The following is a 17,616-nucleotide window of genomic DNA, read 5'->3' as shown; positions in this document are numbered from 1 at the left end:
GCGGCTCCGCGGCCTCGCGAGCGCGGATCAGTCGCGGATGACCGCAGCGATCGCGCTGACCTCGATGACCGCTCCCGGGACGCCGAGTCCGGAGACGAGTGCTCACCGCATCCGCGTGCCGTGGCCGGGGTCCACCGTCTCGACCCTCTTCGCGTCGAGGCCAGCGGGTTGGAGAAGGCGTTCCACCGGCAGAACGGCCGGCTGGCCGCGCTCGGTCCGCGTCGCGCAACTCGGGTCCGGCCCCGGGGGCCGGACCCGAGCAGGCTCAGAAGGACAGGAGGACCTTGCCCACCCGGCCGGCCGTGTTGCTCGCCCGCACCGCGTCCGCGGCCTCCGCGGCGTCGAACACCCCGGCGACGGGAAGGGTCAGGGTGCCGTCGGTCACGCGCTGGATGAGCTCGCCGAAGAGCGCGCTTCGGGTCGCGGCGTCCATCGTCTGGATGACCTTGCTGCCCCAGAATCCCTTGATCGTGGCCTGCGAGAAGATCACGTCTCCCGAGGCGATCTCCATCGTGGGCGACGACATCGCGCCGAACGCCACGAGGGTCCCGCCCTCGCCGAGCAGGGACAGCACCTCGCCCGACGACGCTCCGCCGACCGAGTCGACTCCGAAGGCCACATGTGCGCCGCCGGTGATCTCGGCGACGCGCTCGCGCCACCCCTCGTCATCCGTCGTGACGACGCGATCGATGCCCTGCTCGCGGAGCTCGTCCACGCCCTCGGAGCGACGGACGAGACCGAGCACGTTCACGCCGCGTGCGGCGCCCATCTGCGCCAGCATCCGCCCGACAGCGCCGTTCGCCGCATTCTGGACGATCCAGTCGCCCTCCTTCGCGCCGAGGAACTCGAGCAGGCTGATCGTGCTGAACGGCATGGACACGAGCTGTGCGGCGCTCTCGTCGTTCAGCGACTCGGGCACCGGGATGAGCCCCGCAGCCGTCGCGACCACGTACTCGGCCCACGCTCCGAACGTGCCTCCCGTCGCCACGCGCTGACCGATCGTCAGCCCCTCGACGCCCTCTCCCAGGGCGTCGACGACGCCGAGAGCCTCGGTGCCGGATGCGGCGGGGAGCTCGGGCTTGAAGCCGTACGTGCCGCGGATCGTCCAGAGGTCGTGATTGTGGATCGGCGACAGGACGATCTTGAGCCGGACCTGGCCGGGGCCGGGCTCGGGCAGGGGACGCTCGTCGAGGTGGAGGACGTCTTCGGGTTCGCCGAACGTGTCGTGGATCAGTGCGCGCATGGTCGTGTTCTCCTTGTGGGATCGGGTGCGATGGTCGGGGCGGGTCAGTCGTCGGAGACGGTGATCCGGACGTCGATGTTGCCGCGCGTGGCGTTCGAATAGGGGCAGACCTGGTGCGCGGCGTCCGCGAGAGCCTGCGCCTGCTCGTGCGGAAGCTCGGGGATGACCACCTCGAGCTCCACGGCGAGGCCGAAGCCGCCGTCGCCGTTCGAGCCGATCTGCACGCGGGCGCCGACCGAGGTGTCGGTGAGCTTCACCTTCTGCGACCGCGCGACGGTCTGCAGCGCGGAGTGGAAGCAGGCCGCGTATCCGGCGGCGAACAGCTGCTCGGGGTTCGCCCCGTCGCCGCTGCCGCCGAGCTCCTTCGGGACGGCGAGGTCGAGCTCGAGCCGTCCCTCGCTCGTGGCGACGCGTCCGTCGCGTCCTGCGCCGGTCGCGAGTGCTTCTGCGGTGTAGAGAGCGTCCATCGTGTGGATCCTTCCGTTGTGGTGGGGCAGACGTCGGTCGACGTCAGTGGTCGGCGCGGGTCTCCGCCGGGGAGTCGGTCGCGACCCGCTGCAGCAGTTCCGTGAGCCCGTGCAGCTCGCTGATCAGGCGATGCCGGCGGGCGTCGTCCTGCACGCCGGCGAGCTCGGCCACGCGCGCCTGCATCGGCGCGACCTCGGCTCGCAGCGCATGACCCGCCTCCGTGAGCTGCACGAGGACCACCCGCTCATCGTGGGGGCTTCGCGTTCTGCGCACGTACCCTGCCTGCTCGATGCGGCGTACCAGCGGGGAGAGCGTGCCGGAATCCAGCTGCATCGCGTCGCCGAGAGAGCCGATCGTCTGCTCTCCCTCATGCCACAGGATCGCGAGGACGAGGTACTGCGGGTACGTGAGTCCCCAGGGCGCGAGCAGCGAGCGATAGGCCTGCGTGGTCGCACGGGCGGCGGAGTACAGCGAGAAGCACACCATCTCATCGGTCACGGCCATGCATCGAGTATTGCACGCGATTGTATTGTGCACAATCTATCGTGTGCAGGTCGCCCTCGGTCGCTCGGCGAACAGGGGGCGCGCGGCTCAGATTCCGAGCTGAGCGCGGATCAGCGGATCGGAGTCCGAGCTCGTGTGCTCGGTGATCAGGCCGCGTTCGACGCGGTACATCGAGAATTCCGCGATGTTGACCCGGCGCCGGGTGGGGGGAGTCCCGCGGAGATCGCCGAGGTGCCTACCGCCGCCTCGGAGGTGTGCGGCGAGTCGGTCGTCCTCGACGACGAGCTGGATGCGCTTCCACTGCCAGTCCGGGAAGGCATGGAACAGCTCCGCGAGATCGGAGATCCAGGACTCGACGCCCCCCGGCAGATGTGCGCGGCGCACGCCGGGAGCCACGAACTCGCGCACGGCCGTCAGGTCGTGACGATTGCAGGCGTCGAGGAACTCCGCGTACCACTCGCGCATCTCCCACGGCTCCACAGTGTCATCCTCTCGCACTGACCGCGGGGCTCAATAGTTGTGCTTTGGCAACCATCGGCGTATAGTTGATCGAAATCAACTAGTACGCAGGAGCGTTCACCCCGTGACAACAACCCCATCCTCTTCCGCCGAGACCCGCTCGGCCCGCGAGGTCTTCACCGCGATCTCCGGACTCGTCGTCGGCATGTTCGTCGCCGTGCTCTCGGGCACCGTGGTGTCGACCTCGATGCCGGTCATCATCGCCGACCTCGGCGGCACGCAGTCCCAGTACACCTGGGTCATCACCGCGAGCCTCCTCGCGACCGCCGTCTCCACCCCGATCTGGGGCAAGCTGGCCGACCTCGTCGACCGCAAGATCCTCGTGCAGATCTCCCTCATCCTCTTCACCGCCGGCACGGTGATCGCCGGGTTCTCCACCGACACCAACATGCTCATCGCCGTCCGTGTCATCCAGGGCATCGGCGTCGGCGGACTGATGTCGCTCGTGATGATCGCCGTCGCGCTGATCATCTCTCCGCGCGAGCGGGGCAAGTACATGGGCGTCGTCGGCGGCATCATGGCCCTCGGCACCATCGGCGGCCCGCTGCTCGGCGGACTCCTCACCGACGTGTGGGGATGGCGCTCGAACTTCTTCGTCGGCGTGCCGTTCGCCCTCCTGGCGCTGGTCCTGCTGCAGTTCACGCTCCACCTGCCCAAGCCGCAGCGCGACCGCAAGGTCTCGATCGACTACTTCGGGATCGTCCTGCTCGCGGTCGGCGTGTCGACCCTCCTCATCTGGGTGTCGATGGGCGGCAGCCAGTTCGACTGGGACTCGTCGACGAGCATCATCCTCGCGGTCATCGCCGCGGTCGCGATCGCCGCGTTCATCACGGTCGAGTTCTTCGTGACCGAGCCGATCGTCCCGATGTCGCTGTTCCGCAACCGCACCTTCACGCTGTCGGTCATCGCCTCCATCGCGATCGGCGTCTCGATGTTCGCCACGTCGGTGTTCCTCGCCCAGTACTTCCAGCTCGCGCGCGGTGCCACGCCCACCGAGTCGGGTCTCATGACGATCCCGATGATCATCGGCCAGATGGGCGCATCGATCGTCATCGGCCAGCTCGTCAGCCGGTTCGGCAAGTGGAAGGGCTGGATGCTGACCGGCTCCGTCCTCGCGACGGTCGGGGTCAGCCTCATGGCGACTCTCCGCTACGACACCCCCTTCGGTCTCGTCGCCGTCTACATGTTCGTGCTCGGCGCGGGTCTCGGCATGGTGATGCAGAACCTCACGCTCATCGTCCAGAACGACACGGCCCCGCAGCAGCTGGGCGCGGCGTCGTCGAACGTGAACTTCTTCCGTACGATCGCGGGCACCATCGGCGTCACGATCATGGGATCGCTGCTCTCGACGAGCGTCGCGAACTACATGACCGATGCGCTCGATGGCTTCACGCCGACGACGCCCGACGAGGTCGACGCGCTGAAGCACCTCGCCTCTGGCGACGTGCCGAAGGTGACGCAGCTGCCCGACACGATCCGCACGATCGTCGAGAGCGCGTACGGACACGGCATCGCCGACGCCTTCATCATCGCCATCCCGCTCGCCGTGATCTCGATCATCGCGATCGCGTTCATCCGCAACAAGCCGCTCTCGACGAAGAACGCCGCGGAGCAGCTGCGCGACCAGGCGGAGGAGTCGGTGCTCGAGGTCTCGGAGGCGGAGGTCGGGGCCACGATGTCCACCGGCACCATCCGCATCGCCGGCGTCGACTCGTCGACGCCGACCACGGGCTCCGTCACCGTCCTCGAGCGCGAGGACCGGGAGCAGGGGCGCTGACATGATCGCCTCGGACGCGGCCGTGTCGCAGGACGTCGACACCGCCCTCGGCGACCTCCAGGCGCACCTCAACCTCATCTTCGCAAGGACGAGGTCGCTCTGGAGGGAGTCGGCCGTGCGCGTGCACCCCGACCTCACGGTCGGCGGCTACAAGCTGCTCACCTTCATCGACCGCGCCGGCACCGCCAACGCGCACGAGCTGGCCGAGCGATTCGAGATGGACAAGTCGATGGTGAGCCGACAGGTGCGGATGCTGGAGGACCTGGGTCTGATCGAGTCGCGCCCCGATGAGCGCGACGGACGGCTTCGCGTGCTGTCGGCCATGCCTGCGGCGTCCGAGGCGCTCGTCGAGCTTCGTCGTGAGCATGCGACGCGCCTGCGCGCCGTCATCGGCGAGCTGACCCCCGACGAGGTCAGTGCGGCGTCGAAGGCCTTCCGGCTCCTCGCCGAGGTCTGATCGTGACCCGCCCGACGCCCCGCTGTCGTGATCGACGGCGGGGCGTCGCCGTAAGCTGGCGGGTATGAGCGCCGTGCCCGACGACCGTGTCGACCCCGACGCCCCGATCTCCGAGCTGGACGAGGCCGTCACCCGGGTCGAGCAGGAGCTCGGACGCCTCTTCGCCCGGATCCGGGTGAGCTGGCGCGAGGCCGCGGTGACGGTGCACCCCGACCTGCAGCCCCTCGGGTACCAGGTGCTCACATCGATCGCCTCCGGCAGGGCCACCTCGGCCGGAGCGATCATCGAGCGACTCCAGACCGACAAGTCGGCGGTGAGCCGTCAGGTGCGTCAGCTCGAGCAGCTCGGCCTCGTCGAGAGCGTGCACGACCCGGAAGACCGCCGCGCGCGGGTCCTCGTGGCCACGGCTCTCGCGCAGGAGCGCATCGCCCTCGCCCGCGCCCGCTATGAGGAGCGCATCGGCGACCGGCTGCGGCGCTGGACAGCCGCCGACCTCGACCACTTCACGGCGCTGCTCGCCTCGCTGGGGGGCGATGCGCCGACGACGTCGGGGGAGTGACGGGCGGCGTCGTCTCGGCCGCTCGCCGCGCTCGCGGCGACTCCGCCGGTGGGAGGCCCTGCCAGTCCCTGTCTCACCAGGGACTGCCAGGGACCGTCGCGGCGGACGTACCGTCGATGCATGACCACCGTCTCCGCATACGCCGCTCCGTCCGCCTCCGAGCCGCTCGTCCGGACCACGATCGAGCGCCGCGAGGTCGGCCCGAACGACGTCCTCATCGCGATCCGGTACGCCGGGATCTGCCACTCCGACATCCACACGGTCCGTGGCGACTGGGGGCCCATCGCCTACCCGCAGGTCGTCGGGCACGAGATCGTCGGCGAGGTCGTCGAGATCGGCGCCGACGTCGCGACCCACGCCATCGGCGACCGCGTCGGCGTCGGATGCATGGTGAACTCGTGCCGTGAGTGCGAGAACTGCCTCGCCGGCATGGAGAACTATTGCCTGAAGGGCAACACCCAGACCTACGCATCCGTCGACCGCGACGGCACCATCACTCAGGGCGGGTACTCGACGCACATCGTCGTCGATGCCGACTTCGTCCTGAAGGTCCCGGAGAACATCCCGTACGAGGCCGCCGCGCCCCTGCTGTGCGCAGGGATCACGACCTATTCGCCCCTGTCGCACTGGAACGCCGGTCCCGGCAAGCGCGTCGCGGTCGTCGGCATGGGCGGACTCGGCCACGTGGCGGTGAAGATCGCCGCGGCGATGGGAGCCGAGGTCACGGTGCTCTCTCGGACTCTCGACAAGGAGGCGGATGCACGCGCCTTCGGCGCCTCTCACCACTACGCCACCTCGGACGCCTCGACCTTCGAGAAGCTCGCGAACCACTTCGACCTCATCCTCAACACGGTGAGCGCTCCGCTCCCGCTGGACGACTACCTCGCGCTGCTCCGCCTCGACGGCACCATGGTCAACGTCGGCGCGCCGGCCGAGCCGCTGCCCATCACAGTCTTCACGCTCTTCGGCAACCGGCGCTCGTTCGCCGGATCGGGCATCGGCTCCATCGCCGAGACGCAGGAGATGCTCGACTTCTGCGCCGAGCACGGTATCGCCCCCGAGACTGAGCTGATCTCCGCCGCGCAGATCAACGACGCCTACGAGCGCGTGCTCTCCAGCGACGTCCGCTACCGTTTCGTCATCGACGCGGAGACCTTCCGGGGCGAGGCATCATGACCGCTCGCTCCGGCACCGTCACCATCGACCCGAGCAAGACCAGGAGATGATGCCACGACTATACCCCCCAGGGGTATAGTCGTGGCATGAGCGGACTTCACAGCGATTCCGATGGCCACAGCGGCCACGCTTCTCCCGGCGCCCACGCCTCCCACGGCGACCACACCGCCCACGGCGGCCACGCCACCCACGGCGACCACGTCGGACAGTTCCGGCGGCTCTTCTGGATCATGCTCGCGCTCGCCGTCCCGGTGGTCGCCTTCTCTCCGATGTTCTCGATGCTGCTCGGCTACCCGCTGCCCGCGGCGACGTGGGTCATGTGGATGTCGCCGGTCCTCGGCACCGTCATGTTCGTCTGGGGCGGGGCGCCGTTCCTGACCGGCGCGGTGAGCGAGCTCCGCGTGCGCGCGCCCGGCATGATGCTGCTCATCGCGCTCGCCATCACGGTGGCGTTCGTCGCGTCGTGGGGAGCGAGCCTCGGACTCCTGCACCACGAGCTGGACTTCTGGTGGGAGCTGGCGCTCCTCATCGTCATCATGCTGCTCGGCCACTGGATCGAGATGCGCTCGCTCGCGCAGACCACGTCGGCGCTGGATTCGCTCGCGGCCCTGCTGCCCGACGAGGCGGAGAAGATCGACGGCGCGGAGACGGTCACGGTCGCACCGGCGGATCTGCGGGTGGGTGACGTGGTCGTCATCCGCCCCGGTGGCAGGGTTCCTGCAGACGGGCGGATCGTCCAGGGCTCGGCGAGCCTCGACGAGTCGATGATCACGGGGGAGTCGCGGCCGGTGCGTCGTGCCGCCGGCGATCAGGTCATCGCCGGCACGGTCGCCACGGACTCGGGCGTGCGAGTGGAGGTCACCGCCGTCGGGCAGGACACCGCGCTCGCCGGCATCCGGAGGCTCGTCGCGGACGCGCAGAACTCGTCGTCGCGCGCACAGCGCCTCGCCGACCGCGCAGCGGGCTGGCTGTTCTGGTTCGCGCTGGGTGCCGGAGTGATCACCGCCGTCGTATGGACGCTGCTCGGTCTGCCGGATCAGGCGGTGATCCGCACCATCACCGTCCTCGTCATCGCCTGCCCGCACGCACTGGGCCTCGCCATCCCGCTGGTGGTGTCGATCGCGACGGAGCGCGCCGCTCGCGCCGGCGTCCTGGTGAAGGATCGCCTCGCGCTGGAGAGCATGCGCTCCGTGGACACCGTGCTCTTCGACAAGACCGGCACGCTCACCACGGGCACGCCTGCCGTCACCGCCGTCGAGCCCGCGGGAGACCTGTCCGCCGACGAGGTGCTGGTTCTCGCGGCATCAGCCGAGTCGGATTCGGAGCACCCCCTCGGCCGCGCCATCGTCGCCACCGCGAAGGAGAGACATCTCACCCTCCTGACCTCCCGCGGATTCGCGTCGTCGCCGGCAGTCGGCGTCCGCGCCGAGGTGGACGGGCGCACGGTGGAGGTCGGCGGCCCGCACCTGCTGGAGCAGGAGCAGGCTGCCGAGCTGAGCGTGGCCGAAGGATGGCGCCAGGAGGGCGCCATCATCCTCCACGTCCTCGTCGACGGCACGGTCGCGGGTGCGCTGCGGCTCGCGGACGCGATACGGGGCGAGTCCCGAGAGGCCGTCCGCGCCCTTCGCGACCGGGACGTGCAGGTCGTCATGATCACCGGCGACGCCGAGGCCGTCGCCGCATCCGTGGCGTCGGAACTCGGCATCGACCGGTTCTTCGCCGGGGTCCGCCCCGAGCACAAAGCGTCGACGGTGAAGGAGCTGCAGTCCGAGGGGCGGAAGGTCGCGATGGTCGGCGACGGCGTCAACGACGCACCCGCGCTGGCGCAGGCCGACGTCGGGATCGCCATCGGCGCGGGAACCGATGTCGCGATCGCCTCGGCCGGAGTGATCCTCGCCAGCGATGACCCTCGGTCCGTGCTGTCGGTCATCGAGCTGTCCCGGGCAAGCTATCGGAAGATGACGCAGAACCTGTGGTGGGCGGCCGGCTACAACCTCCTGTCCGTCCCGCTCGCCGCCGGTGTCCTCGCGCCGCTCGGGTTCGTGCTGCCGATGTCGGTCGGTGCGGTGCTGATGTCGCTGTCGACCATCGTCGTGGCCCTCAACGCGCAGCTGCTGCGCCGGTTGAACCTCGCCCCGGACGCCGTCGTCGCCGGATCGAGGGCTTCTTCACGGTGAACCGACGGGCGGCGGGGGCGATGCTCTGCACCCGGTGAACGACGAAGACCCCGCCCGGACGGGCGGGGTCTTTCGAATGCTGTATGTGCCCCCGACAGGAGTCGAACCTGCGACCTACGGTACCGGAAACCGGCGCTCTATCCACTGAGCTACGGAGGCGTACCGAACGACGATATCACTGCTCGGGGGCGGTCTCCGACCCGGCCTCCGTCACGGGCGCGTCGCCGAGCTCGCCCAGGGCTGCCGCGAGCCTCTCGGCGAGGTAGCGGTGCCCGTCGGTCGAGGGGTGCTTGCGCCCGACCTCGACGTCGATGACCGACAGGTAGTTCTGGGTCGTGATCCACTCGTCGGCGATGGGGGAGATGTACCACCAGCCGCGCGCACCCGCGAGCTCGCGCAGGTCCGTGTCGATGCGCGCGGTGCCTGCTCCGACCGGGAGCTCGTGCGGCGCGGGTCCGAGGACCACGATGGTCGCATCGGGATAGGTCGCCGACAGGGCGTCCCAGGCGGCGTTCACGGCGTCCCGGTACCCGGCGACTCCCTGCTCGCGGTCGTTGATCGACCCCTGCATGACGATCAGGTCCGGGGCGAGGGCGGGGTCGAGGGCGGCGATCCGCTCTCCGAAGGCCGGGCCGTCGAGGCCGGGCTTGAGGTACCCGCTGCCGCGCACGCCGTTCACGATGGTCTCGCCGTCGAGCAGATCCGCGAGCACGTAGGCGTATCCCTGGGTGGGTTCGGTGGCCGCCGACCCGTACGTCCAGGAGTCGCCGAAGACGAGCACGGTCGGGTGCTCGGGGAGGATCAGCGGAGCGGGCGCGACGGCGGCGACGGACTCACCCGACGCGGCGGCTCCCGCCGGGGCGGACGACGGCGCCGAGACCCAGGGACGCCAGACCCCGAGGACCACCGCTGCGAACGCCAGGACGACGGCGATCGAGACCCCTGCCAGGGGCAGGCGGCGGCGGGTGGAGGCGGGCGTCATGGCATGACTGTAGATCACGAATCCGCCCCCGCAAATTCCGGCCGGTGACGCGCCGTAAACTGGGAGGCCTATGAACCCTGAAACGCTCGCCGAAGCCCTCCTCGCCGTCCTCGCACCGATCGCCGAGGAACGACGTCCCGGCGAACCGCTCGCGCTGACCGCGACCGACATCGTGCTGGAGCGCCCGCGCAACCGCGATCACGGCGATTGGGCCTCGAACGTCGCGATGCGGGTGGCCAAGCAGCTGGCCACGAACCCCCGTGAGCTCGCCCAGCAGATCGTCGACGGTCTGGCGCAGGTCGAGGGCGTCCAGAGCGCCGAGGTCGCCGGCCCCGGATTCATCAACATCCGTCTCGACGCGGCGGCCGCCGGTGCGCTCGCGAAGGTGATCGTCGACGCCGGTGCGAGCTACGGGCAGAACGAGACGCAGGCCGGCCGCAGCATCAACATCGAGTTCGTGAGCGCGAACCCGACCGGTCCACTGCACATCGGGCACACGCGGTGGGCTGCTCTCGGCGACGCGATCGCACGCGTGCTCGCGGCATCCGGAGCGAATGTCGCCCGGGAGTACTACATCAACGACGCCGGAGTGCAGATGGAGCGCTTCGCGCGCTCCGTGCTCGCCGCCGCCACGGGCGAGCCGACTCCGGAGGGCGGCTACGCGGGCAGCTACATCGGCGATCTCGCCGTCCGCGTCCTCGCAGCCCGACCCGATCTCCTCGACCTGCCTGCGGACGAGCAGCTGCTGGTGACCCGTGAGCTCGCCTACGAGTTCCAGCTCGACGAGCAGAAGCAGTCGCTGGCGAAGTTCAACGTCGAGTTCGACGTCTGGTTCTCCGAGCGCGTGCTGCACGCCAGGAACGACGACGGAGTCAGCGTCGTGGACCAGGCGGTCGACCGCCTCCGCGAACAGGGCCACGTGTTCGACGACGAGGGCGCGGTGTGGGTGCGCACCACCGACTTCGGCGACGACAAGGATCGCGTGATCCGCCGCTCGAACGGCGAGTACACCTACTTCGCCGCGGATGCCGCGTACTACCTGAACAAGGGCGACCGCGGCTTCGAGTACAAGCTCTACCTCCTGGGCGCCGACCACCACGGCTACGTGCACCGCCTGAAGGCGATCGCGGGCGCCGCGGGGGAGGACCCGGAGAAGAACGTCGAGGTGCTGATCGGCCAGCTGGTCTCGGTCGGCGGTGCTCGACTGAGCAAGCGCGCGGGCAACATCATCGAGATGGACGATCTGCGCGAGTGGCTCGGCACGGATGCCCTCCGGTACTCGCTCGAGCGATCGCCGGCGGACTCGCCCCTGGCGCTCGACCCCGAGCTCCTGCAGAAGCGCACGAACGACAACCCCGTGTTCTACGTGCAGTACGCGCACGCCCGCACCCACAACGTGGCGCGCAACGCCGCCGATTCGGGCGTCGATCGCTCGGAGTTCGCGCCCGAGACGCTCACGCACGAGACCGAGGCCGCGCTCCTCGGCGCGCTGCAGGAGTTCCCGCGCGTCGTCGCGTTCGCGGCCGAGGTGCGCGAGCCGCACCGCGTCGCGCGCTATCTCGAGGAGCTCGCCGGGCTGTACCACCGCTGGTACGACAACTGCCGCGTGATCCCGCTGGGCGACGGTCCGATCGAGAGCGTGCACCGCACGCGACTGTGGCTGAACGACGCGGCCGGACAGGTGTTCCGCAACGGCCTCGACCTGCTGGGAGTGTCCGCGCCCGAGCGCATGTGAGCCGCGCCGCCGCCTCCGGGTGCGGCAGGATGGCACCATGAGCGACGACAACCGCACCCTCCCGTACCCCGCTGCGGATTCCGAGCATCCGACGCTCGTCATCCCGGGCGAGGGGAACGGCGCGGATGCCGAGGTCGGCCGACCGCGCCGGCGACGCCGGTGGCCATGGGTGCTGCTCATCGTCGTCGTGGTCCTCGCGCTGCTCGCGGTCGCCGCGGAGCTCGTCGCTCGGGCCGTCCTGCCGGGGATCGTCCGCTCGATCGTGATCGAGCAGCTCGATCTCCCCGCCGATCAGGAGCTCGAGGTCACGGCCGACGGCATCCTGATCCCGCAGCTGCTGGGCGGCAGCCTCGACCGTCTGCACCTGACCACCGACTCCGTGACGCTCGAGGGCATCACCGGAGCGGCGGACGTGACGGCGACGGGCGTGCCGCTGCGCGGCGGCGACCTCGGCGGCGCATCGGGGACGATCCGGATCGACGAGTCGCAGTTCACGGCGCTTCTCGACGGCACCGATCTGCCGATCGAGACGGTCACTCTCGAGACGCCGAATGCCACGGTCGCTGGGTCGGTCACGGTGCTCGGGATCGCGATCCCCGTGTCGCTCACCGTGACGCCCGGCATCGCGGAGGGCGATCTGGAGCTCACGCCCGTCGGTCTGACGATCGGCGGGCTCGAGGTCGACGCCGACCAGGTCGGGGCATCCCTGGGCAACCTCGGCGAGCGCCTCACCGAGACGCAGCGCATCTGCATCGCCGATCAGCTGCCCGCGGGGATCCTCCTCACCGGACTCGCGGTGGACGGGAGCGAAGCGGTGATCGACGTCGACGTCGACGGGCGCATCGCCACCGACGAGAGCCTGCTCGAGAAGGGCGTGTGCCCGTAGCCCCGGGCGCTGCTCAGTCTCCGGCCGGTGCGCCGCGCGACTCGCGCTCGGCCTTCTGCGCCGTCCGCAGGGTGGCGGTGGCGAGCGCGACCTCGGCCTCGGCACGCTGCACTCGTCGCTGCTCGAACGTCGTCGCCCCGAACCGGGCGTGCACGCGATCGTGCCTCTCCTCCTCCGAGGTGACGATGTACGCGCACGCGATGAGGATGACCTGCGTCGACAGGTTGAGCCAGATCAGGAGAGCCAGCAGCGAGGCGAACGAAGCCAGCAGCGGGTTGCTGGTCGCGCCGCCCACGAACAGACCCGACAGCTCCTGCAGCACGAGCAGACCCGCTCCGCCGATCAGTGCGCCGATCCACAGCGACCGGGCGGCGGCGTCGACGCCGGAGAGCAGGCGGAAGACCCCGGCGATCAGGACGGTGTCGAGCGCGAGCACGACGATCAGCGACACGATCCGGATGCCCCAGGCGGCGAGCGGCGAATCGTCCTCGATGCCGATGAGCCCGGCGACCCACGTGATGCCGATGCGGCCGATGAAGGTGACGGCCGCGGCGGCCACGAAGAGGACGGCGACGCCGACGGCGAGAAGGAGGTTCCGCAGCAGCACCCAGATCCACAGGATGTCGTCCTGCGCGGTGCCGGAGATGACGCGCACCGCGGTACGCAGCGAGCCGACCGCGGCGAGGGCGGAGCCGGCGAGGGCGACGGACGAGACCGCGCCCGCGATCGACAGCGACACCGGCACCCGCAGATCGTCGGGATCGATCACGCCTCCCTCGCCGATCAGGCCCGGTACCACCGACTGCACGGCGGCGATGATCGCGCGCCAGGCGTCGGGGTTCCCGGCGAGCCAGAGCGCGGCGATGGAGAAGCCGAGCAGCACCGCGGCGAACACGCTGAACAGCGCCCGATAGGTGACGCTGTCGGCGAGCATCGCGCCGCGCCGCTCGCTGTACAGGAGGAAGGCGCGGACGGGGCGCCGCATGAGGGCCCATCGGATCGCCGCGCTGCTCACGCGCTGGATCAGACCGGGGCGCTTCGGTTCGGAAGTCGTCGTGTCAGTCGTCGTGTCGTCGCTCATCACCGCTCACCCTATGAGGCCAGGGCGTCCCGGCACAGGGGCTTGACGCCGGGCGTCACCATGACGGATGCGGAATGGCGCGTGCCCTAGAATCGGGGGCGACCTCGCCGTGCCCGAACCGCGGCGCGCCCCTCCCACGATTGGTGTTCCGTGCTTCCTCCTGCCGACTCACTGGCCCCGGAGTGGCTCGTCGTCCCCGAGGACGCGAACGACCTCCCGTCCGCCGTCTGGCCCGCATCGGCGGAGCGCGACCGGGACGGCGCACTGGTCCTCGCCGGCATCCCCGCTCCGGAGCTCGCGCGCTCGTTCGGCACACCCCTTCTCGTGCTCGACGAGGACGAGGTCCGGGCCCGTGCGCGCGCGTTCCGCTCGGCCTTCGACGCCGCGACGGCAGAGCACGGCACGACGGCTCAGGTCTACTACGCCGGCAAGGCCTTCCTGAGCACGACGGTCGCCCGCTGGGTCGTGGACGAGGGGCTGCGCGTCGACGTGTGCACCGGCGGCGAGCTCGAGGTCGCGCTGGCGGCCGGCGTCGCCCCGGCATCCCTCGGGTTCCACGGCAACAACAAGTCGGTCCCCGAGCTCGAGCGCGCCGTCGAGGTCGGGGTCGGCTCCATCATCGTCGACAGCGCGATCGAGATCGAGCGCCTGGCCGCGATCACGGCGCGGACCGGCACCACCCAGCGCGTGCTGGTGCGCGTGATCAGCGGCGTGCACGCCGAGACCCATGATTTCCTCGCCACCGCGCACGAGGATCAGAAGTTCGGATTCCCCCTGCCCGAGGCGCAGCAGGCCGTCGCCCGCATCCGAGAGCTCCCCGGTCTGGACTTCGCCGGCCTCCACTGCCACATCGGATCGCAGATCTTCGGCGTCGCCGGATTCCGCGAGTCCGCCTCCCGCGTGCTCGACCTCCATGCGGCGCTGCTCGAGGATGGCCCTGTCCCGATGCTCAATCTGGGCGGCGGCTTCGGCATCGCGTACACCAGCGCAGACGACCCCACGCCGATCGAGACCCTCGCGGGGGAGATCGTCGCGGCGGTGGCAGAGGGCTGCGCCGCCCGGGGGATCGACGTCCCCGCCCTGTCGTTCGAACCCGGCCGCGCGATCGTCGGCACCGCCGGGGTCACCCTGTATGAGGTCGGCACCACGAAGGACGTCGAGCTCGACGGCGGCACGGTGCGCCGATACGTCAGCGTCGACGGCGGCATGAGCGACAACGCGAGGACGGCGCTGTACGGCGCCCAGTTCTCCGCCCGCCTCGCCTCGCGCCGCGGCGGGGGAGCCCCGCAGCTGAGCCGAGTGGTGGGCAAGCACTGCGAGTCCGGGGACATCGTCGTGGATCACGAGTACCTCCCGAGCGATCTCGCCCCGGGCGATCTGCTCGCCGTGCCGGCGACCGGCGCCTACTGCGCGTCGCTCGCCAGCAACTACAACCATGTGCCGCGTCCGCCGATCGTCGCCGTGCGAGCGGGCACGGCCACGGTCATGGTCCGCGGGGAGACGGTCGCCGATCTCCTCTCGCGCGACGCCGGGGTCGACGCCTCGGCGCAGGCGCCGCACGCCCGGTAACCGGCGCCGTCGGCGCCGGTCTCCGAGACCACCGATCCACCCTCCGAAGGAGAAGCAATGACGACTGAGTACCGACGACTTCGCGTGGCGCTGCTGGGCGCCGGAGCGGTCGGCTCCCAGGTCGCAGCCCTTCTGCTGCGCCACGGCGACGAGCTGGCCGATCGCGCAGGCGCCTCGCTCGAGCTGGCGGGCATCGCGGTGCGCGACCTCGACGCCCCGCGCGACGCCGACCTGCCGAAGGACCTCTTCACGACCGACGCGGAGTCGCTCATCCTCGGATCCGACATCGTCATCGAGCTCATCGGCGGCATCGAGCCGGCCCGCACGAACATCCTGCAGGCGATCGGCTCGGGCGCCGACGTCGTCACCGCGAACAAGGCGCTCCTCGCGACGCACGGCCCCGAGCTGTTCGAAGCGGCTGACCGCGTCGGAGCATCGGTCTACTACGAGGCGGCCGCGGCGGGAGCCATCCCCATCATCCGTCCGCTGCGCGACTCGCTCGCCGGCGATCGCGTGGTGCGCATCATGGGCATCGTGAACGGCACCACGAACTACATCCTCGACCGCATGGACACCGAGGGGGCGGACTTCGCCGACGTGCTCGCCGACGCCCAGCGCCTCGGGTACGCCGAGGCCGACCCGACGGCCGACGTCGAGGGCTACGACGCCGCGCAGAAGGCGGCGATCCTCGCGAGTCTCGCGTTCCACACCGCCGTGCCGCTCGACGCGGTGCACCGCGAGGGCATCACGTCGATCACGGCGTCGATGATCGAGGAGGCGCGTACGGCGGGCTTCGTCATCAAGCTCCTCGCGGTCTGCGAGCGCATCGAGGCCAATGGCGCCGAGTCGATCTCGGTGCGCGTGTACCCGGCCCTCGTTCCGCAGTCGCACCCGCTCGCCTCCGTGCACGGAGCCAACAACGCGGTCTTCGTCGAGGCCGAGGCCGCAGGCTCGCTGATGTTCTACGGCGCGGGAGCCGGCGGCGTGCAGACCGCGTCCGCCGTGCTCGGCGACGTGGTCTCGGCTGCGCGGCGTCACATCGCCGGCGGTGTCGGAGTGGGGGAGTCGACGCGGGCGAACCTCCCCGTCGTCCCGATCGGACACGTCACCACCCGCTACCAGATCACGCTCGAGGTGTCGGATGCGCCGGGCGTGCTCGCCACCGTCGCCGGCATCCTCAGCGACGGCGGCGTCTCCGTCGCGACCGTCGTCCAGACGGTCGAGGGCGAGGACGAGCCGACGGCGCGCCTCATCATCGGCACGCACCGGGCGACCGATCAGGCGCTCTCCGCGACCGTCGGCGCCCTCGCCGACAGCGCGGTGGTCGAGCGCGTGGTCTCGGTGCTGCGCGTGGAAGGCGAGTGACGATGGCGGCAGGGCGCACGGTCGAGGTGACCGTCCCGGCGACCAGCGCGAACCTGGGCCCCGGATTCGACACCCTCGGACTCGCGCTCAGCGTCTACGACGTCCTCGAGGTGACCGAGCTGCCGGCGGGGCGACTCGAGATCGAGGTCTCCGGGTCAGGGGCGGAGGACATCCCGCGCGATGCGTCCAACCTGATCGTGCGCACGATCGCCCATGTCTACGCCGATGTCGACCGCCCCGTTCCCGGTCTGCGGATCGTCGCCGAGAACGGCGTGCCGCACGGTCGCGGCCTGGGCTCGTCGGGCGCCGCGGTGACGGCCGGCATCCTCGCGGCGAAGGGGCTGCTCGCGGGCGACGTCGAGATCGGCGACACCGACATGCTGCGTCTCGCCACCGAGATCGAGGGTCACCCCGACAACGTCGCGCCCGCGCTGTTCGGCGGACTCACCATCGCCTGGACGGGCGAGCGGGGCCCCCAGCACAAGAAGCTGCTGGTGCACCGCGGCGTCTCGCCGCTCGTGCTCGTGCCGTCGTACACGATGTCGACCTCGAAGGCGCGATCGCTGCAGCCGCCGCACGTGTCCACGGCGGATGCCGTCTTCAACGTCTCGCGGTCGGCGCTGCTGATCGCCGCACTCACGCAGAGCCCCGAGCTCCTGCTCGACGCGACCGCCGACCGGCTGCACCAGGACTACCGGGCGGAGGCGATGCCCGAGACCCAGCGGCTCGTGCAGGCGCTGCGGGCGGCCGGATTCGCCGCGGTCGTGTCGGGAGCGGGCCCCAGCGTGCTGGTCCTGGCCGACGGACCGGGAAGCCGCCAGGACGCCGTCGAGCTCGCCGCCGCGACGACCGACACCCCGTGGGATGCGCTCCTGCTCGCGGTCGACGTCCGTGGTGGTACAGTGGGGAACCGAGCGGAGGGCTCCACGTGACTGCGTGAATCTGGCCCCATTGCAACTCTGCAAGACCCGCACGTGAACCCCTGATGCACTGCTCTTCCTGAGAACCCGGTTCTCTACACCAGCGCAGTGCCAAGGCTGGCTGGCGCCGAGCGTCAGCCCGTGCGACCGCGCGCAGCACCCGTTGCGCGTGTACCGCTCATGTCTCCGAGACCAAAG

General features: G+C 70.4%; 16 protein-coding genes and 1 tRNA gene. 10 read left to right on the top strand and 7 right to left on the bottom strand.

What is annotated here, in order from left to right; all coding sequences use genetic code 11:
• Window positions 1-265: 265 nt before the first annotated feature.
• From A4X16_RS01180 to A4X16_RS01165, 4 genes are all read right to left on the bottom strand, one after another.
• On the bottom strand, window positions 266-1,243 hold the full coding sequence (locus A4X16_RS01180; RefSeq protein ID WP_067115139.1) for a zinc-binding dehydrogenase: 978 nt from the start codon (window positions 1,241-1,243) through the stop codon (window positions 266-268).
• A 44-nt stretch (window positions 1,244-1,287) separates the two neighbouring features.
• Window positions 1,288-1,710, bottom strand: coding sequence for an organic hydroperoxide resistance protein (locus A4X16_RS01175; RefSeq protein WP_067115138.1), 423 nt, complete (start codon window positions 1,708-1,710; stop codon window positions 1,288-1,290).
• Between the two features lie 43 nt (window positions 1,711-1,753).
• A complete protein-coding gene (locus A4X16_RS01170; RefSeq protein ID WP_197491738.1) occupies window positions 1,754-2,215 on the bottom strand; it encodes a MarR family winged helix-turn-helix transcriptional regulator in 462 nt (153 codons plus the stop codon).
• A gap of 87 nt (window positions 2,216-2,302) precedes the next feature.
• Window positions 2,303-2,695 (bottom strand): ester cyclase, encoded by a 393-nt coding sequence (locus A4X16_RS01165; protein ID WP_067115136.1) that lies wholly within the window; start codon window positions 2,693-2,695, stop codon window positions 2,303-2,305.
• A gap of 103 nt (window positions 2,696-2,798) precedes the next feature.
• Here A4X16_RS01165 and A4X16_RS01160 point away from each other — a divergent pair, with 103 nt between their 5' ends.
• The 5 genes from A4X16_RS01160 to A4X16_RS01140 all read left to right on the top strand — a co-directional run bounded on the left by A4X16_RS01160 (window position 2,799) and on the right by A4X16_RS01140 (window position 8,880).
• Entirely contained in the window at window positions 2,799-4,511 is a 1,713-nt protein-coding gene (locus A4X16_RS01160) for an MDR family MFS transporter (protein ID WP_067115134.1), read from the top strand.
• 1 nt (window position 4,512) lies between these two features.
• Entirely contained in the window at window positions 4,513-4,968 is a 456-nt protein-coding gene (locus tag A4X16_RS01155; RefSeq protein WP_067115132.1) for a MarR family winged helix-turn-helix transcriptional regulator, read from the top strand.
• A gap of 64 nt (window positions 4,969-5,032) precedes the next feature.
• The gene (locus A4X16_RS01150) at window positions 5,033-5,527 is read left to right on the top strand and encodes a MarR family winged helix-turn-helix transcriptional regulator (protein WP_067115130.1); all 495 of its coding nucleotides are present in this window, start codon (window positions 5,033-5,035) and stop codon (window positions 5,525-5,527) included.
• Between the two features lie 120 nt (window positions 5,528-5,647).
• Window positions 5,648-6,703 (top strand): NAD(P)-dependent alcohol dehydrogenase, encoded by a 1,056-nt coding sequence (locus A4X16_RS01145; protein ID WP_067115128.1) that lies wholly within the window; start codon window positions 5,648-5,650, stop codon window positions 6,701-6,703.
• Between the two features lie 86 nt (window positions 6,704-6,789).
• Window positions 6,790-8,880: a heavy metal translocating P-type ATPase gene (locus tag A4X16_RS01140; RefSeq protein ID WP_082914191.1), complete on the top strand. Its 2,091-nt coding sequence runs from the start codon at window positions 6,790-6,792 to the stop codon at window positions 8,878-8,880.
• Window positions 8,881-8,966: 86 nt separating this feature from the next.
• Here the strand turns inward: A4X16_RS01140 and A4X16_RS01135 are convergent.
• Both A4X16_RS01135 and A4X16_RS01130 read right to left on the bottom strand, forming a co-directional pair.
• Window positions 8,967-9,039 (bottom strand) — tRNA-Arg (locus A4X16_RS01135).
• A gap of 16 nt (window positions 9,040-9,055) precedes the next feature.
• Window positions 9,056-9,862, bottom strand: coding sequence for an SGNH/GDSL hydrolase family protein (locus A4X16_RS01130; RefSeq protein WP_067115126.1), 807 nt, complete (start codon window positions 9,860-9,862; stop codon window positions 9,056-9,058).
• A 70-nt stretch (window positions 9,863-9,932) separates the two neighbouring features.
• Here A4X16_RS01130 and argS point away from each other — a divergent pair, with 70 nt between their 5' ends.
• The gene (gene argS, locus A4X16_RS01125) at window positions 9,933-11,597 is read left to right on the top strand and encodes an arginine--tRNA ligase (RefSeq protein WP_067115124.1); all 1,665 of its coding nucleotides are present in this window, start codon (window positions 9,933-9,935) and stop codon (window positions 11,595-11,597) included.
• Window positions 11,598-11,634: 37 nt separating this feature from the next.
• Window positions 11,635-12,483, top strand: coding sequence for an LmeA family phospholipid-binding protein (locus tag A4X16_RS01120; protein WP_067115122.1), 849 nt, complete (start codon window positions 11,635-11,637; stop codon window positions 12,481-12,483).
• 13 nt (window positions 12,484-12,496) lie between these two features.
• Here the strand turns inward: A4X16_RS01120 and A4X16_RS01115 are convergent, their stop codons facing one another.
• Window positions 12,497-13,564 carry a YihY/virulence factor BrkB family protein gene (locus A4X16_RS01115; protein ID WP_082914190.1) on the bottom strand — a complete coding sequence of 356 codons (1,068 nt, stop codon included), beginning with the start codon at window positions 13,562-13,564 and terminating at the stop codon, window positions 12,497-12,499.
• 150 nt (window positions 13,565-13,714) lie between these two features.
• Between A4X16_RS01115 and lysA the strand changes: the two genes are divergently transcribed.
• Genes lysA through thrB form a run of 3 tightly spaced genes read left to right on the top strand, consistent with a single transcriptional unit; the run spans window position 13,715 to window position 17,430 of the window.
• Entirely contained in the window at window positions 13,715-15,133 is a 1,419-nt protein-coding gene (lysA, locus tag A4X16_RS01110; RefSeq protein ID WP_067115120.1) for a diaminopimelate decarboxylase, read from the top strand.
• A 57-nt stretch (window positions 15,134-15,190) separates the two neighbouring features.
• On the top strand, window positions 15,191-16,498 hold the full coding sequence (locus A4X16_RS01105) for a homoserine dehydrogenase (RefSeq protein ID WP_067115118.1): 1,308 nt from the start codon (window positions 15,191-15,193) through the stop codon (window positions 16,496-16,498).
• Between the two features lie 2 nt (window positions 16,499-16,500).
• Window positions 16,501-17,430 (top strand): homoserine kinase, encoded by a 930-nt coding sequence (thrB, locus tag A4X16_RS01100; RefSeq protein WP_067115116.1) that lies wholly within the window; start codon window positions 16,501-16,503, stop codon window positions 17,428-17,430.
• Window positions 17,431-17,616: the final 186 nt, after the last annotated feature.

The sequence above is a fragment of the Microbacterium sp. H83 genome (genome assembly GCF_001650405.1).
In the GTDB taxonomy this organism is placed as follows: domain Bacteria; phylum Actinomycetota; class Actinomycetes; order Actinomycetales; family Microbacteriaceae; genus Microbacterium.
Note: the sequence above shows the minus strand (reverse complement) of the source record. Positions and strands in the feature narration are given on the sequence as shown.

Bases quoted from the DNA above. Each gene is read 5' to 3' on its own strand.
- thrB (WP_067115116.1), top strand. From the start codon at position 16,501: ATGGCGGCAGGGCGCACGGTCGAGGTGACCGTCCCGGCGACCAGCGCG.
- A4X16_RS01105 (WP_067115118.1), top strand. From the start codon at position 15,191: ATGACGACTGAGTACCGACGACTTCGCGTGGCGCTGCTGGGCGCCGGA.
- A4X16_RS01150 (WP_067115130.1), top strand. From the start codon at position 5,033: ATGAGCGCCGTGCCCGACGACCGTGTCGACCCCGACGCCCCGATCTCC.
- A4X16_RS01140 (WP_082914191.1), top strand. From the start codon at position 6,790: ATGAGCGGACTTCACAGCGATTCCGATGGCCACAGCGGCCACGCTTCT.
- A4X16_RS01115 (WP_082914190.1), bottom strand. From the start codon at position 13,564: ATGAGCGACGACACGACGACTGACACGACGACTTCCGAACCGAAGCGC.
- A4X16_RS01170 (WP_197491738.1), bottom strand. From the start codon at position 2,215: ATGGCCGTGACCGATGAGATGGTGTGCTTCTCGCTGTACTCCGCCGCC.
- argS (WP_067115124.1), top strand. From the start codon at position 9,933: ATGAACCCTGAAACGCTCGCCGAAGCCCTCCTCGCCGTCCTCGCACCG.
- A4X16_RS01155 (WP_067115132.1), top strand. From the start codon at position 4,513: ATGATCGCCTCGGACGCGGCCGTGTCGCAGGACGTCGACACCGCCCTC.
- A4X16_RS01175 (WP_067115138.1), bottom strand. From the start codon at position 1,710: ATGGACGCTCTCTACACCGCAGAAGCACTCGCGACCGGCGCAGGACGC.
- A4X16_RS01180 (WP_067115139.1), bottom strand. From the start codon at position 1,243: ATGCGCGCACTGATCCACGACACGTTCGGCGAACCCGAAGACGTCCTC.
- A4X16_RS01130 (WP_067115126.1), bottom strand. From the start codon at position 9,862: ATGACGCCCGCCTCCACCCGCCGCCGCCTGCCCCTGGCAGGGGTCTCG.
- A4X16_RS01120 (WP_067115122.1), top strand. From the start codon at position 11,635: ATGAGCGACGACAACCGCACCCTCCCGTACCCCGCTGCGGATTCCGAG.
- A4X16_RS01145 (WP_067115128.1), top strand. From the start codon at position 5,648: ATGACCACCGTCTCCGCATACGCCGCTCCGTCCGCCTCCGAGCCGCTC.